13 protein-coding genes and 1 tRNA gene are annotated in these 15,811 nt (G+C 54.8%); 3 read left to right on the top strand and 11 right to left on the bottom strand.

Annotated features, from left to right (window positions below; all coding sequences use genetic code 11):
* Positions 1–14: 14 nt before the first annotated feature.
* The 5 genes from QMG44_RS01135 to QMG44_RS01115 all read right to left on the bottom strand — a co-directional run bounded on the left by QMG44_RS01135 (position 15) and on the right by QMG44_RS01115 (position 6,480).
* Complete coding sequence (locus QMG44_RS01135; protein WP_025204782.1) at positions 15–2,198, bottom strand: TonB-dependent siderophore receptor; 2,184 nt, start codon at positions 2,196–2,198, stop codon at positions 15–17.
* A 217-nt stretch (positions 2,199–2,415) separates the two neighbouring features.
* A complete protein-coding gene (locus tag QMG44_RS01130; RefSeq protein WP_032677576.1) occupies positions 2,416–3,456 on the bottom strand; it encodes an ABC transporter ATP-binding protein in 1,041 nt (346 codons plus the stop codon).
* A gap of 1 nt (position 3,457) precedes the next feature.
* Entirely contained in the window at positions 3,458–5,032 is a 1,575-nt protein-coding gene (locus QMG44_RS01125; protein ID WP_165764060.1) for an iron ABC transporter permease, read from the bottom strand.
* A gap of 24 nt (positions 5,033–5,056) precedes the next feature.
* On the bottom strand, positions 5,057–6,073 hold the full coding sequence (locus QMG44_RS01120; protein WP_086532860.1) for an iron ABC transporter substrate-binding protein: 1,017 nt from the start codon (positions 6,071–6,073) through the stop codon (positions 5,057–5,059).
* A gap of 330 nt (positions 6,074–6,403) precedes the next feature.
* Positions 6,404–6,480, bottom strand: a tRNA-Arg gene (locus tag QMG44_RS01115).
* A gap of 278 nt (positions 6,481–6,758) precedes the next feature.
* Between QMG44_RS01115 and QMG44_RS01110 the strand changes: the two genes are divergently transcribed.
* The 3 genes from QMG44_RS01110 (at position 6,759) to fimZ (ending at position 9,643) form a co-directional block, all read left to right on the top strand.
* Complete coding sequence (locus QMG44_RS01110; protein ID WP_047744085.1) at positions 6,759–7,457, top strand: EAL domain-containing protein; 699 nt, start codon at positions 6,759–6,761, stop codon at positions 7,455–7,457.
* A 24-nt stretch (positions 7,458–7,481) separates the two neighbouring features.
* Entirely contained in the window at positions 7,482–8,198 is a 717-nt protein-coding gene (locus QMG44_RS01105; RefSeq protein ID WP_032670711.1) for a response regulator transcription factor, read from the top strand.
* Between the two features lie 812 nt (positions 8,199–9,010).
* Positions 9,011–9,643, top strand: coding sequence for a fimbria biosynthesis transcriptional regulator FimZ (gene fimZ / locus QMG44_RS01100; RefSeq protein ID WP_014168952.1), 633 nt, complete (start codon positions 9,011–9,013; stop codon positions 9,641–9,643).
* 51 nt (positions 9,644–9,694) lie between these two features.
* Here fimZ and sfmF read toward each other — a convergent pair whose 3' ends face one another.
* The 6 genes from sfmF to fimA form a co-directional block, all read right to left on the bottom strand.
* Entirely contained in the window at positions 9,695–10,219 is a 525-nt protein-coding gene (gene sfmF / locus QMG44_RS01095; protein WP_032681530.1) for a fimbria assembly protein, read from the bottom strand.
* A 9-nt stretch (positions 10,220–10,228) separates the two neighbouring features.
* The gene (fimH, locus tag QMG44_RS01090; protein ID WP_020885154.1) at positions 10,229–11,236 is read right to left on the bottom strand and encodes a type 1 fimbria D-mannose specific adhesin FimH; all 1,008 of its coding nucleotides are present in this window, start codon (positions 11,234–11,236) and stop codon (positions 10,229–10,231) included.
* The gene (locus tag QMG44_RS01085) at positions 11,229–13,790 is read right to left on the bottom strand and encodes a fimbrial biogenesis usher protein (protein ID WP_044866375.1); all 2,562 of its coding nucleotides are present in this window, start codon (positions 13,788–13,790) and stop codon (positions 11,229–11,231) included. Before QMG44_RS01085 ends, fimH begins: the two co-directional genes overlap by 8 nt.
* Positions 13,791–13,804: 14 nt before the next feature.
* The gene (gene fimC / locus QMG44_RS01080; protein WP_020885156.1) at positions 13,805–14,497 is read right to left on the bottom strand and encodes a type 1 fimbria chaperone FimC; all 693 of its coding nucleotides are present in this window, start codon (positions 14,495–14,497) and stop codon (positions 13,805–13,807) included.
* A gap of 34 nt (positions 14,498–14,531) precedes the next feature.
* Positions 14,532–15,077 carry a type 1 fimbrial protein subunit FimI gene (gene fimI / locus QMG44_RS01075; RefSeq protein ID WP_020885157.1) on the bottom strand — a complete coding sequence of 182 codons (546 nt, stop codon included), beginning with the start codon at positions 15,075–15,077 and terminating at the stop codon, positions 14,532–14,534.
* A 67-nt stretch (positions 15,078–15,144) separates the two neighbouring features.
* Complete coding sequence (gene fimA / locus QMG44_RS01070) at positions 15,145–15,708, bottom strand: type 1 fimbrial major subunit FimA (protein ID WP_014168946.1); 564 nt, start codon at positions 15,706–15,708, stop codon at positions 15,145–15,147.
* Positions 15,709–15,811 lie beyond the last annotated feature (103 nt).

Raw genomic sequence — 15,811 nt, 5'->3', positions numbered from 1 at the left:
AACGAGCGGCGTTCTCAGAATGCGTAGCCCACCGAGACTTTAAAGGTACGCGGTTCGCCCTGGGTGATGTAGGTACCTGAATCATCCACGCTGGACCAGTAGTTTTCATTGGTCACGTTGTCGATACCCGCACGCACCGTCATCTGATTTTGATTGTGGTTAACGGCGAAGCGATAACGCATACCCAGATCCAGCGTAGTGTAGCTGTCCAGCTTTTTGGTGTTCGCCAGGTCCGCATATTGCGTGCCGGAGTGGTTCACGCGCGCGGTAGCGGTCAGGCCATCAATCGGTTTGATGTCATACTCTGCGCCCAGAACGGCATAGAAATTCGGAACGCCAATCGCATCATTACCCTGGTTGAGGCCGTTGTTGGTTTTGGTCAGCTCCGCCTGCAGCCAGGTAGCGCTGGCGTTCAGACGGACGCCCAGCAGGGGCTCACCGAACACATTCAGCTCCACGCCGCGGTTACGCTGCTCGGCATCAAGACCATAATGACCGTTGCTGTTGAGGATCGCCGACGGCATTTTGATCTCAAACAGCGCCAGGGAGCCGCCCACGCGACCAAAATCCGCCTTCACGCCCACTTCGTTCTGCTTAGAGTGAACGATGCCGGTGCTCTGCCCGTAGTTGGTGGCGGTGTTGGGGGCTGCCTGACCCGGCTGCAGCGCTTCGGTGTGGTTGGCATACAGGGAGATCGCCTCCCACGGCTTGTAAACCACGCCGTAGGTAGGCATCCAGCGGCTGCCGTCGAAGCCGTCTGCTTTATTCTCCTGCCCGGTAATTTTGTTGTATCCGCGAATGACCACCTTCTGATGACGCGCCCCGGCGGTAAACAGCAGTTTGTCGTCCAGCACGCCCAGCGTATCACTCAACAGCCAGCCCTGCGTCCGGGTACGCCCGCTGGTGAGCGGATCGCTGTAATTTCCGCCTAAGCCGTTGAAACTGGAGCTATCCGGCATATCCACACCGGTATTGTGATAGATATTGGTGGTTGGGTTATCCGCCGCCGACGACATTTTCCAGCCGATTTTTTCGTTTTTGGTCATCGCGGAGTAACCAACGTTGACTTTATGCGTTACGAAGCCGGTAGCAAAGTTACCGCGAATACCCGCCATCCCGCTCACGGAATCGCTGATGCGGTTGGTATCAAGACGGCTGACCGTCGCCTTACCACTTTTATCCAGCAGCTTCGGCGCGCTGTAAATCCCTTCTTCGTGAGCGTGCTGTGCGCCGAGGCCGGTATAGGCCGTCCAGTTATCGGTAATGTCGTACTCGCTGCGCCACATCCCGAATTCATTTTCGATGTTGCTGTAGGCCCATTTCTGCGAGAAGTTGCGATCGTTTTTCGGCGGTTCAGGCACGAAATCCACGGCGGAGATATTGACGCTGGTCGGGCTGCCATGGAAGGTTTTCTTCTGATACCCCACATCCAGAGAGGTGCGGAAATTGTCGCCTTTGTAGTCGAGGCCGGTGGAGAGCAGCGTAGTGCGGCGGCGATCGTTGGGCACCCCGCTTTCCCCTTCGCGATGGACGAGGTTCACGCGCGCGCCAAACTGGTCGTTGTCGCCATAGCGACGGCCCGCATCCAGCGTAGTGCCAAACTGGGAATCGGAGGTGTAATCGACGCCCACTTTTGCCTGCGGCGTTTCATCCGCGTGTTTCGGCTCAAGGTTAATCATTCCCCCCACGCCTGAACTTGCCGCGCCGTTCATCAGGGCGTTTGCCCCTTTAAAAATCTCAATGCGGTCGACCATCTGCGCATCCACCACCTGACGCGGCAGAACGCCGGACAGGCCGCCGAAGGTCATGTCATCTCCGTCAAACTTCAGGCCACGGATACGGAAGGTTTCGGCGCTGTTGCCGTAGCCCTGAACGTACTGCACCCCCGCGTCGTTAGCGACCACATCAGCAATGGTTTTCGCCTGCTGATCTTCTACCAGCTTCGAGGTGTAGCTGATGATATTAAACGGCACGTCCATGGCGTTTTGCTGCCCCAGCATCCCCATGCGTCCACCGTTCGCCACCTGCCCGTCAAGGAACGCCGGCACAAGCTGGTCGCCGCCGGGTTTAAAATCGCTGGCAGGCGCAGACTGGACAATCAGGGTGTCTTCTTTCTTTTCATCCGCCGCCAGGGCGGAGTGCGTGACCGCGCCAATGGCGAGAGCCAGCAGCGTTTTATGCCTTTTCGTGTTGTTCATAATTAACTCATTAAACGTGCGCGCAAAAAGGGCCCGTTGTCGGGCCTTAGAATGTTATCAAGTGCAATGCAAATGAGAACTATACGCATTACATTGTTGTTGGCAAGCGTAAACGCACGTCACTGCGTGAGAAAATCGGTTAACAGGCGCGGGAAAGCAGGAGGACGTATGGACGGGATAGTGTGGCGCATAACCGCCCCGTTTCCGGGACGGTCTTTCAGGCGCGGCGGGAGAACGATAAAACGCGGGCGGTTCCCGCAACATCAATACGCACAGCCGTACCCGGATTCCAGCCAGGCTGGCTTACGGTCTTCAGAACAACAGGCTCCTGCTGCCCGGCAAACGCCAGGGTGAGCGTGGACAAATGACCGGTAAAATCGACATCAATTATCGACACCGGGCTTTCATGCGGCGCACACGCCGTCACGCGCAGTTGTTCTGGGCGCATCATGACCCGGCCCTGCCCGGTGGCATGCGTATTGTTGGTGGGTATCTCACCCAGCGCGCACACCGCATGGCCGGCGGTAAGCTGAGCGGGCAGGATCACCGCGTCGCCCAGAAACAGCGCGGTCTCTTCATCAACGGGCTGAGTGTAGACGTCATACGGGGTACCCACCTGGGTGAAGCGCCCGGAACGCATTACCGCCACCTGGGTGGCAAAAGATAACGCTTCGTTTTGATCGTGCGTCACCAGAATCGAGGCAACGCCCGCTTCCGCCAGCAGGTCAGCAGTCGCTTTGCGGGTCATGGCGCGAAGGCCGGTATCGAGCGCCGAGAACGGCTCATCCAGCAGCATCAATGAAGGACGCTGAGCCAGCGCGCGGGCGAGCGCCACACGCTGCTGCTGTCCGCCAGAAATCTCATGCGGCCAGTGGGTCGCGAGCTGCCTGTCCAGCGACACCATCTCCATCAGCGCCTCTACGCGCTGGCGCTTTTCGTGGCGCGTGCCGTCCAGCCCCCAGGCAATGTTGTCTGCAACGCTGAGATGCGGGAATAATGCCCCCTCCTGGGGAACAAAGCCGATGCCGCGCAGATGGGCGGGAACGAAGCTGTTTTCGTCAAACAGCGTTCGGCCCTGCATCACTATCCGCCCGGCGTCCGGCGTTTCAAAGCCGGCAAGAATGCGCAGCAGCGTCGTTTTCCCCGACCCGGACGGCCCGACTATCGCCGTCCGGCTCCCAGGCGCAACGCTCAGGTTTAAGCTGTCGAGCACCTGCACACCGGAAAAGGATTTAGAAATGGACGTCAATTCAAGCATGTCATAGTCCTGCAATTTTTTTCGACTGCACGTAGAGGATGGCGGTCAGCGGGAGTGAAATCAGGATCATCAGCATCGCGTACGGTGCGGCGGCAACATAATCGATCTCACTGGTCAGCGCCCAGAAACCAGTGGAAAGCGTGCGTGTTCCCAGCGGGGAGAGCAGCAGCGTGGCGGTCAGTTCGTTGCTGACGCCGAGAAAAACAAGCGCAGCCCCCGCGGCGGCACCCGGCGCGGCCAGCCGCATGGTGACGCTCCACAGCGCCTTCGCAGGCGTGCTGCCAAGGCTACGCGCCACGTTTTCCAGCTCTACCGGCGCCTGTGCAATCCCGGCCCGCAGGTTGATGAGCGCGCGGGGCATAAACATCAGCAGATAGGCGAGGAACAGCGTAATTTCCGTCTGATAAATGGGGCGGGCGTAATGAATCGTCACCGTTACCAGCGCGAGAGCGGTCACAATCCCCGGCAGCGAGCTGGTGATGTAGATACACCCTTCCAGCATCCGGAAGACGCGGTGCGGATAACGGATACCGAGCCACGCAATGGGGATCACGCAGGCCGTGGTCAGCAGTGCGCCACCCACGCCGAGCATGAGCGTCTGGCGCAGGGAGTGCCAGAGGTCCACGCTCATCCAGTTCTCAATACCGCCCAGCCAGACCCAGCGACACAGCACAATTAACGGTACGCCCAGCGCCAGCACGATCAGCGTGAGGAAAAACAGCTGGCCCAGAGTGGCCGCGACCGGCTTCAGCGGCCAGCGTTTCTGTTCACGTGCGGCCCCGCCGCCGATGCGCGCATAGCGTGCTTTTCCACGCGTCACCCCTTCCAGCATTAAGATGGCCAGACAGCATAAGGCCAGCACGCCCGCCAGCATATTGGCTGCCGGGCCGCTGAAGGTAGACTGAAACTGGTCATAAATCGCGGTGGTGAACGTATCAAAGCGGATCATCACGTACAGGCCGTATTCCGCCAGCAGGTGCAGCGCGACCAGCAGCGCCCCGCCGCAGATAGCAAGCTTGAGCTGCGGCAGCACTATGCGGAAAAAGACCCGCCACGGCGGCGTGCCGAGCGACGCGGCCACATCTTCAAGCGTCGGGTCGAGGCGGCGCAGTACCGCGGCAACCGGCATGTAGATAAACGGGTAGTAGGCTAAAACAGAGAGGAATACTCCCGCTGAGAGACCGTGCAGGGAGGGGACGACGCTCACCCAGGCATAGCTTTGTACAAACGCGGGGATTGCCAGCGGGGCGACCGCCAGCGCAGACCATATTCCCCGCCCGGCCAGCCGGGTACGCTCCGTGAGCCAGGCTATCGCCACGCCGGTCACAATACAAAGCGGAACCGCTAAGGCCGTCAGCCACAGCGTGTTGCTGAGCAGCTCAGCAACACGCGGGCGGAACACCAGCGTCTTAATGGTCTCCCAGCCCGTATCAATGCCAATGGCAATGATAAAACCCAGAGGCAGAAGCGCCATTAATGAAAATAAGACAGCTAACGCAACCATCGGCAGCGCAGGTCGCCTGCGGGCAGGCTCCTGCATCCTGTTTTTTCCGATGTCGAGACTCAGACCAGACATAAGGCGTTCACTTAACTCTCAGGATCACAGCAGGCCGGCTTGCGTCATCAGCTCGATAACTTTTTTGCTGTTAAGCGTTGAAGGTTCCACTTTCGGCGCATCCAGATCTTTCAGCGGAACCAGCTTCGGGTTAGAGGCCGCGTTCACGCCAACCGCATATTCAAACGCGTTGTTGGTGCGCAGGCTCTCCTGACCTTCTTTACCGGTGATCCACTTGATGAATGCCTGAGCCTGTTCTTTGTGTTTGCTGGACGCCAGTACGCCACCGCCGGAAAGGCTGACAAAGGCGCCCGGATCCTGATGTTTGAAGTAGTAGAGTTGGGTGTTTTTGCTGTTTTCACCCGTTTTGGACTGATCGACAAAACGGTAGTAGTGATAAATCACACCGCCATCAATCTGGCCGGCGTTAACGGCTTTCATCACGGTGCTGTTACCTTTGTAGGCCACAAAATTGGTTTTCATCGCCTTCAGCCACTCAAGGGTGGCCTGCTCGCCTTTCAGGGCCAGCATCGCACTCACAATCGCCTGGAAATCCGCGCCTGACGGCGATGCCGCCCAGCGGCCTTTCCACTCAGGTTTCTCCAGATCCATCAGCGATGTTGGCAATTGCTGTTCGCTCAATTTTTCCGGGTTATAGACAAATACCGTGCTACGCGCAGCAATCCCGATCCAGCGGCCGTGCGCAGGACGAAATTCCGCAGGCACCTGCTTCAGGGTCTCTGCATCCAGCGGCGCGAACAGTTTGGCATTATCCACCAGAACCATTGAAGGCGAGTTTTCCGTCAGAAACACGTCTGCAGGTGATGCCGTGCCTTCCTGAACCAGCTGATTACCCAGCTCGCTGTCATCGCCATTACGCAGCGTCACCTTAATACCCGTTTCTTTGGTAAAACCGTCAACCCACGCCTTCACCAGATTTTCATGCTGCGCGTTATAAACAACGATACCTTCGTTGTTATCAGCGGCAAGTGCTTGTGTGGAAAGGAAAAGAGATGAAGACAACAAGGCAAGCGAGAAGCATGACAACAGGCGAGAATTCATGAACATATCCTTTATAGACCAGGGTGATTTACCACGCATAGCGTTGTGGGACAGGATTAAAGCATACAAAAACGCTAATGATAATTAGTATCAATCAAGTTTAGTCGTAAAAGTGTAAAATATTCTTATACAGCGGATAAATATGATAAAAATCCAGATTATAAAAATGGATGAAATAAAGATTAAGAAAACCTTAGGCTGGAAAAATAACAAATATTCATTAGCGTTCTATTTATTTCCCGATTATTTAATCGACAGAATGAGATCGGCATAAACGTGTATTTAGCGTAAAACGGGAGAGTGGAAGCGAAAAATGGTGAAGGCAGTAAATGGCACGCCCTGTAGGATTCGAACCTACGACCTACGGCTTAGAAGGCCGTTGCTCTATCCAACTGAGCTAAGGGCGCACTGAGAAGAGTGAACTTCGCGGTGGTGAAACGCCTGGAATTATACGGTCAATGACAGGTGAGTCAATGCCTTTTCGGCTTTCAGGGGCAATTACCGCTAGCCGATTGTAAATACGGCTGTTTTTTCAACATTCATCGCTTTTCCGTCGTAGAATTTCGCGCTGCGAAAAGGCTTAGTTGCATTTAAGTAACGCCTGCTGTTTTCCTGAGCGTCAGCTCGTCACACTAGTGTGAGGTATCCCGGCCGCCTGGAGGCTGACAGACAACAGGACCATGGAGTGACAGCGCAAAACCTGACCTATACGCCCCCCCGGTTACAGTACCTTTCTCAGGACATCGTCGGCATCAAACTTGAGCCCATCGTCGCCCTCTCCTCTTTACGCAGGGTCGGCGTGGAGGTCCTTAGCGTCCTGTCTGAAACGCAGCATAGCGAAGCCTTTTTCCGCCATCAGTCTGCAGACTGGTCGATAACGCTGCTTGAAGCACAGCTCACCGCGTTAAAAAATACCCCGCACTGTAATAATTTTTTCATTAATCTGCCGATAACCGTCCTGACAGAGCCCGACGCTTTTCAGCGGCTTAGCCGGATAAAATGTCCGCCGCTGAATATTGAACTTGTCGACCCCAGTGCTTTTTTAACGCTGTCAGCCGCGCAGAGGCAGACCGTTACCCGGAGCCTGTTGCAGCTCATAAGACAAGGTCACGGTATCTGGCTGGATGACATTGATGAAACACTCATCCCGCCCTTTTTATCCTGCCGGTTACCGTTAAGCGGCGTAAAAATCGATAAGGATGCATTCTGGCGTCTACGCGCCACGCCCGCGCTACGGCAACTGGTGTCCCGGTGCTTTCAGCTTGCCGGGAAAGTGCTTATTGAAGGTATTGAGACTGAGCAGGATTGTACCTGGGCACTGCAGGCAGGCGCAGAACTCGGCCAGGGCTATTACTGGCCGTCCTGGACATGGCCGGAGGATTAAAAAGCCATTTCCAGGGGGGAGGCCATGCGAATGACAGTGCGCCGTTACCGGCGGCGGCGTACAGGAAGTGATGCACTGGGATTTACGCACTCGCCTTTTGCTCCCCCCTTCTTCGACCGGCTCGAATTTTTGAGTCAGTCCATCAGCCAGCCCCGCAAAACAGACGCTCCGTTTATCATTCTGGTGACGGAGGATCATTTTCTGCGCACCGGTTTTCTCAACGGCCAATTCCCCCTGAGCAGCTGTTGCGACTATCCCTCGCTGGAGGATGCGTTTAGCGCCCTGGCCCAGTGGCCTTCCGCCCGCCTGGTGGTGGATATTGAAAGCCGCTCCACTGCGCTGATCGACAAGCTGGATCAGCTCAGAAGGCATAGCCTCTATCCCCCTTTTCTGACGCCCTATCTGTTAGTCAGGGCGGATAATTACGATACTCGCCTGTTCTGCAAAGCGGCGGGCCCTTTTCACGTGCTCGAACGTCAGCTGACGCCGTCTGCTTTCCAGCACAGCCTGATGGATACCAGCCCTCCCCAGGGCTGCGATAAAGACTGGTTCTCCCGCACCGAATGGCCTATTTTGCAGGAGTTATCGCGGGGGAAGACCCTTCGCCAGATAGCGTTGATGCAGAATCGCCCCTATAGCCGCATTATCTATCGTCTCAGCTGCATTCTGTTGAAACTGGGTCTGACCCATCGCCAGGAACTGCTACACCTTCTCAATAACCTCTCAGACTGCACCTTCTAACCCACCTACTAAGCCCTTATTTCCTAAAGACCTTTAGGAATTTACTTATCAATCATGTTACTTATTTGTTAAATTTTAACAATAATTTCAATTTTATAACTATTCCTAATTTACGGGCTTAAACCATGTGAAATGTCACAGAATGAATAATCTGCAGCACTTTCCTCCGTGCGTTAAGTGTTTGATAAAGGAGTTAATAAGACGATAATGATGTAAAAACAAGCGGCTCGGCGAGACTGCCTGGCAGTCGAAAGCGAAGTCTGTAGTATGTTCTGCTGTACGACGGGAGCCCTTTCCGGCGGCGACCCGATCACTTTCAAACGAAGGTCTGGTGCCCTCTGTGAACACTTTTTCGCCATCCGATCCCGCTTTCAGCCCCTGAAAATGGCCGTCGATTTGTTAACATTTGATCAACATACAGTGTGATATGTCATTTTTTGTTATTACATAAAGATCAAAAGATGCGGTAAATGGGATAACAGGATATTTAAGCTAATTTTAAAAAAATAGCTATTCGGATCCAGAAGATAATACAAAGTAATAAGCGAGGGGTAATTTACAGGGTTTTCGGAAAAAACTTACACGGTATAATAAGACGCGTATCAAATATGAATAAGAAAAACCTTTTTGCCAACACCAGCCAAATGAGATGACCGCGCTGAGGCATAGATTTCTTCACTACGTTAACAAGGATGCTTTCGCTCTTTCCAGGGAAATACTACGGTATAAGGATCTGCACATTTATCCTTCCGGCATTTCGAGAGTTTTAACCAAACTCGGCATAACGCTTTTAACAGTCTGAGGCATTAAAAATGAAACCGGCATCCGTTATCATTATGGACGAACACCCTATCGTCAGAATGTCGATAGAAGTCCTGCTACAGAAAAATAAAAACATCACAGTCAAACTCAAGTCTGGCGACAGCCATGAAGTCCTTGACTGTATCCGTAACCACCCTATCGATCTGGTGATCCTGGACATCGAACTTACGGGCACAGATGGCTTCGCTTTACTGAAGAGAATCAGAAACTTAAATAAAGACATCAAGGTCCTGTTCCTCTCTTCAAAATCCGAGTCTTTTTACGCGGGACGCGCCATTCGCGCCGGGGCAAATGGTTTTGTCAGTAAACGAAAAGATTTGGGCGAGATCTACAACGCCGTTGAAATGATCCTGATGGGCTATTCTTTTTTCCCGTCGGAAACGTTGAATTTTATAAACCATTTGGGTTCGGGGAAAGGGATGGTCGCGGATATGCCATTATCGAATCGTGAGGTGACGGTATTACGTTACCTGGCAAATGGTTTATCCAATAAGGAGATTGCAGAGCAGTTGCTATTAAGCAACAAAACCATCAGCGCACATAAATCCAATATTTATTCCAAGCTGGGTGTGCAAAGCATCGTTGAATTAATTGATTATGCCAAAGCACACGAACTGCTATAACCTGAATTCACTCCCTGCAGCTTATCCGAGCTGCAGGGAGTGCGGTCAGCGCTAATTATAATTAATCATGAAGGTGGCATCAGCATCAGCCCGTCCGGGCTGAGGGTTATCAGCAGTGGCAATATAATTGGCATAAAATGACAATGTCGCATTTCCCTGCGCATCAACCGCTACCGGCTGGCTGGCCTCCTGAAGTGCCAGACGCGTTTTATCCGCATCCCTGATCTCGACGGCAACGTTGCTTGCCGTACTGGCATCATTGAGCGCCAGTAACCCGTTATTGCTTCCGTCGGCTTTACCCGAAAACGTGATGGACGCCGCACCAGGCGGACAGCCGGTCAGCTTCAGCGTAAACGGCATGGGCTGCGTGCGGCTTCCCGTGGTGCTGAGCTGTTTCGTGGGCCAGGTTCCCAGCGTGACGGTCTTGTCGCTATCGCTGCCCTCGGCCACACAGGTAAAATCAACAATGTTGCCGTACATCTGAATATTGATCTCCCCCAGCGCAGTGGCTGCCTGCGCGCTGGCGTGAAGCATCATCAGTGTCATTGCGGCGAAATGCCAGTTCCGGTTCCGCATCTCTTCCCCTTAATCGTAATCCACACGCAGATAACCCCGCGACGTGAAACGGCCTTCCGCAGGCTTATTCCCCGTCACACTGACCGGCCAGACCCGGATCCCCACCTGCGCCTGCGCACTGTCGTCGAGCCGGAACGGAATTTTGCTGGTCAGGTTGTTGGGGGTTAGCGGGGTACCGCTTTCGTTGGCAATCACAAACCCCACATCGGGGTTATCCGACACCACCGCGTTGCTGGAGACCTTTTCTGCCTCAACGCGCATCGTCAGCATTGCGTTCGCTTCCACGTTGGTGCATTTGATGGCGATGGTTTTGCTTTGTGCGGTTACCCCCTCCGGTTTGTTACCCGCCCCGGCCTTGCTGAACAGGGAGGCCCCGATATCGCCGAAGTCAAACTCCACGATATTCCCCGCATTGATGGCGCAGCTTTGTGGCACCTGAATGGTCCCGCTGTAGCTGATGGTGTAGACCGGCGAGGTTAACGGATCAGAAGAGGTGGTGGTGACATAGACGCGGAACATGGTCGCCCGCGGGATCACCACCATATTTATAAACCGTCGGGTCACTTTAAGGCGAAAGACGAGGCTGGAATCCTGAACGCCAAACGGTTTGTTTTTAGAGACATTCGGGTGACTCCCCATCTGGATGTAACTTTTTGGCGGATAAAATACGCCAGCAAAGCTGTCCGTAATTTTCATTGCCCCATCCAGATAGTCGTTTAGCTTCAAGTACTGATAGCCATCACTCGTTCCCGTGACCGGGTAATCGGTAACATAACTACGTTTGGTCGTGTTCCCGGTGGTACCCTTCGGGCAGACGGCATTCACACCCACCCACTGCGATTTCTCGCTGAGCGTCACCACCTGTCCGATCTGGTTATTCGAACTGTTAAATTTATCCGTCAGGTCGTAATGCACCTCCGTAGGGACGCCCTTTTCATTCACACACACGGTGGCTAAGGCATTCCCCACGGGCAAAATAGAGAGAAGTGATAAAGCCAGGCAATGGATTTTACTCACAGCGAATCCCCTTAAGTGTGATTGCCTGTTGAAGGCTCTTTTCTGGCAAGCTGTAGTGCGCACGACACTGGGATTGCATCCCGTTGCCCCACTGGATCAGCAGTTCACCTTCCAGCGGCAGGCCGCTCAGGTAAATCTGTCCGTCATCGCCCACCATACTGGTGACGCCGCTCTGGGTTTCACGCACCACGGCACCGAATGGCACAGGCTGGTTGCCGCGCGTGACGGTCAGCAGGGCGCGCACGCCAATACGGGTATCAAAGCTGGCGCGCACCAGCGCCCCTTTTGTCGGCACCACGCTGCTCACGTTATTTTCGATATCGGTGTTATTGCTCATGGTGTTGGTATCCAGCGCCACGCGGTTATAGCGGTAGACGGTGGCATACGGCATCACCGCATAGCCACGCCAGTCGGTTTTCACACCGGTCTGGTTTTCCACGCTCACGCCCGATGCTCCCGGCGCTTTGATCAGAACGTTGGTATCACCCAGCGGCTGGCTGAAGGTTACGCCATCCGCATGGCCGACCACGCCGCCGGAGAGCTGCCAGTTGAGATCGTGCTGGTCGCGTGCGTAGTTGTAGCCAACCCCCAGCGTGCCGTAGGTTGCCTGCCAGTTCGCGCTGGCGCTTCCGCTTGAGCCGTTATTGCTGGTGTGGCCCTGGGTCACGCTGTAGTTCAGGTTGCGATCTTCCAGCAACGTCCCACTGACCCCGGTTTGCCAGCTTGTGTCGCCATCACTATTACGGCTGGCTGACGCCGTGGCATAGGCGCGGTCAATGGCGCTGTCCCGACGAAAACCCTGGCGGGTAAAGAGGCTGAACGGTACGGAGACGTTAAACGACGCGATTCGGTCCGTGCCGTCTATCCCGACCGATTTGTTCCATGACCAGGACACGGAGTAGTTGATGCCCTTCACGCCACCCGCGTACCCCAGCTGATACCAGAGGTTGGACTCATCGGTGCCCCAGTACGTCTGTTCACTACCAGAGATATAGACCGAGCCGTAATCCCCCAGCGACTGGGAAATATTGAGCTGGAAGCGCCCTTTTTTATTCCACGTCAGGTTGTGATAACTCTCCACATCCGGCACACCGTCATCATCCTGGTTGTCGGCATACTGGTAGCCTTCCATTGAACGCCACGCGACATCGTCCAGGGTGTAGAACCCTTTTGTGGAGTAGCGGTAGCCCAGCAGCTGGAAGTTGGTTCCGAATCCGTTAAGCGATTTTGCATAGAGGAAACGCAGCGACTGCCCTTCATGGCGGCTGTCATCCGCAAGCTGGCTGCGGGCATGGGTGATATCGAGCGACACCGCCCCCCAGTCACCGAGGTTTTTCCCGGCCCCGATGGCCACTGCGGTATAACGTGACGCCAGCTGGGTACCGCCGTACAGCGTGTAGCCGTCGCCAAGCCCGGTAATCAACGTACCCTGCGTGAAGAATGGCGTATCCTGTTCGCTGTTGCCGCTGCGGTAATCCCCGGCCACCAGGTCATACTTCCAGCGCCCTTCGCGCTGCAGGAGGGGCACGGTGGAATACGGCACGGTATAGCGCTGCTGGCTGCCATCCTTCTCTTCAACTGTCACCTCAAGGTCACCGCTTGACGAGGTTGGGTTAAGATCGGTGATGGCAAAGGCGCCAGGCTGTACATAGCTTTGATAGATAACGTAGCCGTTTTGTCGAACGACCACTTTGGCGGGCGTCCGGGCGATGCCGCGAACGGTTGGTGCGTAGCCCTGCAGGCTGTCCGGGTACATGCTGTCAGACGAGAAGAGCCGCCCGCCGCGAAAACCCACGCTGTCGAAAACGTCATTACCGGTATTGCTGTCGCCCAGCACCAGCTCGCTTTTCAGCGGGATCACGGTGCGCTGCGCCCAGGTGCCAATATTCTGCCAGTTGCTGTGCCGCTGCCCGTTATTCTGCGTGTAACGCCATGCGCCATTATTGCGTAAACGCCACGCGCCATAGTTCAGCCCGCTCTGCAGGTTCAGATAATAGCTGTCGTCCTCGCTCCCGCGGTTGCCGGTAAAGCTGTAGTTCACCAGCGCGGCAGGGATCCCTTCATCCCATTGATCGGGCGGAATATAACCGCGTGCGCTGTTCTGCATCGCCACCTGTGGCAGGCTGATATTCAGGCGCAGCGAGGCGAAGTTGAACGCGATCTCACTGCCTGGAATAGCCTTCGCCAGGGGAATACAGGTCTCCCCTTTCACATTAACCAGCTCAGGAAAGGCTGCGATATTGACGCCAAAACGCTCCAGCATCACGCGCGTAATGCACGGCGACAGCCCACCGGCAACCGGCGGTGTATTGTCGGCCTGCTCGAAGCGCACATCCTGCGTCGCGATAAACTCATCGTTACGCCAGATATCCACGCGATAAACGCCAGGCGCCTGCTGGTGACCTTGTTCAAAACGCGATAAATCCGCCACGTTGGCGGTGTCATCGGACAAGAAGGCCGGGTTAAAGTAGCTTTCGCTCCAGCCAGCCTGTGGCCAGAGCGCTGCCATCAGCGCCAGTGCGACCGGGCAGTAACGTCCCTGGTGATTATTCATCGCCCTGACTCTGCTCACAGGTTGACGCTACGCGCCGGCGTAATGGCACCGTAGTCATTCACGCTCTGCCAGGAGAGCGTACCGCTTGCGGCGGCTGGCAGTACCTGCTGCGCCGAGTTTTTAGGCGCAACCATCAGGTTATCCAGCGTCTGTCCGCCCAGCTTCATATTGACCAGCGTGATGTAATACGGCGAAGCGTTACTGACTTTAAGGTGGTTGCCGACGCGCTCAAAACGCAGCTGCGAGAGCGCCTCTTCCGGCTGCATCGGCAAATTTGTCGGGCGGACAAACAGCTTGATCCGCGACAGGATAGCCAGCTGCAGCACGTTATTGTTTTCCGTTTTCGCTTTGTTCACGGACGGGATCGCTTTCACGTTCATGTAGAAGAGCGATTCACGATCGGCAGGCAGCGCGGGCCCGGCATAAATAATGCGCAGCGTGTTTTCGCTGTCCGGCTCGCTGACAAACAGCGGCGGGGTCACGGCAAAGGTTTTTTCTTTTTGCCCGTTCGCATTTTCGATCCACGCGTTGATTAAATAGCGCTCTTGTTTATTGCTGTTGGTGATCGCCAGCGAAGTTTGCTTTGCATCTGCCGGATAAATAACGCGGGTGGCCCCCAGCGCAATACCGCCGGAAGCATTTGCGCATGCAGAAACCATCATTAAAATTAACGATAAAAACAGTCCTGGTTTAATTAGGGTATTCATCACAACCGTACCTTTAATAATGTGTTCGCAGGTGTTATGGATAAATCAACGTAAACCAGACATCCGACTGAATATTGCCTGGCACGAGGTGTTCGGAAATAGCCCGATAGCGGGCGCTAAAATGAAACGCAAGCTCACTGGTATTCACCGGCAACCAGCTGACGGCCGTTGCGTTCGGGATAATCTGACGTTGTTGTTCGTCAAAAAGAGCCAGCCCGACGCCGCTGCTTATCGGTGATTCACCTGGCCGCGATGTCGCCAGAAAAACCTGCGGATCTTCTGCTGGCGTAACGCCCTGAAACTGGATCCCCACGGTGCGCGAGACATCCACGCTGCAATCCAGCAGCCGCACGGTGAAGGGCACATTGACCGTGGAAAAACTGCCCACACCGGAAAATGAATTGGTTCGGTACTGCCCCATTTCGATGCGCATGTTCTGGCTGTCGGGTGCCACGGCGCAGCCGCCGTTCACCAGCTCACCTCTGAGATGAACTTTGCCGCCGTCGATTACCACGGTATGTGCTGAGGCCTGGCAGGCCATCGCAAGGGTTAACAGCAGTAGTGTTCCGGTCCTTGTCATCCTTCGTTCCTGGCCTTTGCGTATGACGGCCTCTTCCCTGAGGCCTGAACATCCCTGTGCGGAGGAATTACTCGTATTTCATTACGAAAGTGGCGTCAGCGTTTGCCTGGCCTGGCTCGGTGGTCGCAGCCGTTGATTTGTAACGCGCGGTGAAGTTCAGGGTGTTAGTCCCTTCGATCAGGTTCTGCGCGGCAGAGAAGGTTGAACCATCTGGAGTCAGGGTGGTGGATTTGCTGTCGAGGATCTCGATGCCCACGCCCTTCGCGGAGTTGTCGTTGTTACCAGAGGTTACCGCCAGCAGGGTTTTGTCGGTCGCGTCGATCTGACCGGTGAACGCAACTGCGGCCGTTTTCGCAACCAGCGGGTCACAATCATTCAGTTCAATGGTGAACGGAATATTAGAGGTGGTGTCACCCACTTTCGTGAACTTCGCGGTACGGTATTGGCCCAGGTTAACCGTCTGCTCGGAAGAATCAGTATTTACTGAACATGCAGCATTAACCAGTTCACCTTTAAAGTGTACGGTACCGCCATTTACGGTAACCGGAGTGGCTGGATCTGCTGCATTTGCGGCACCCGCAACCAGGGCCAGAGTAGCAATAACAGTAGAAGCAATGTTGCTGAGTTTCATGTCTATTCCTTTAAAATGTAAATAACCCTTCCCGCGAATAATCGGGAATAAGAAATACGTTCAATTGATTAATTGAAAGCTTATTTCGGAGGAGACAAAGTAG

It is taken from the genome of Enterobacter sp. 200527-13 (assembly GCF_027924865.1).
Taxonomy (GTDB): Bacteria; Pseudomonadota; Gammaproteobacteria; order Enterobacterales; family Enterobacteriaceae; genus Enterobacter; species Enterobacter ludwigii.
The sequence above is the reverse complement of the archived record's forward strand: the minus strand, read 5'-3'. Positions and strand labels throughout refer to the sequence as shown.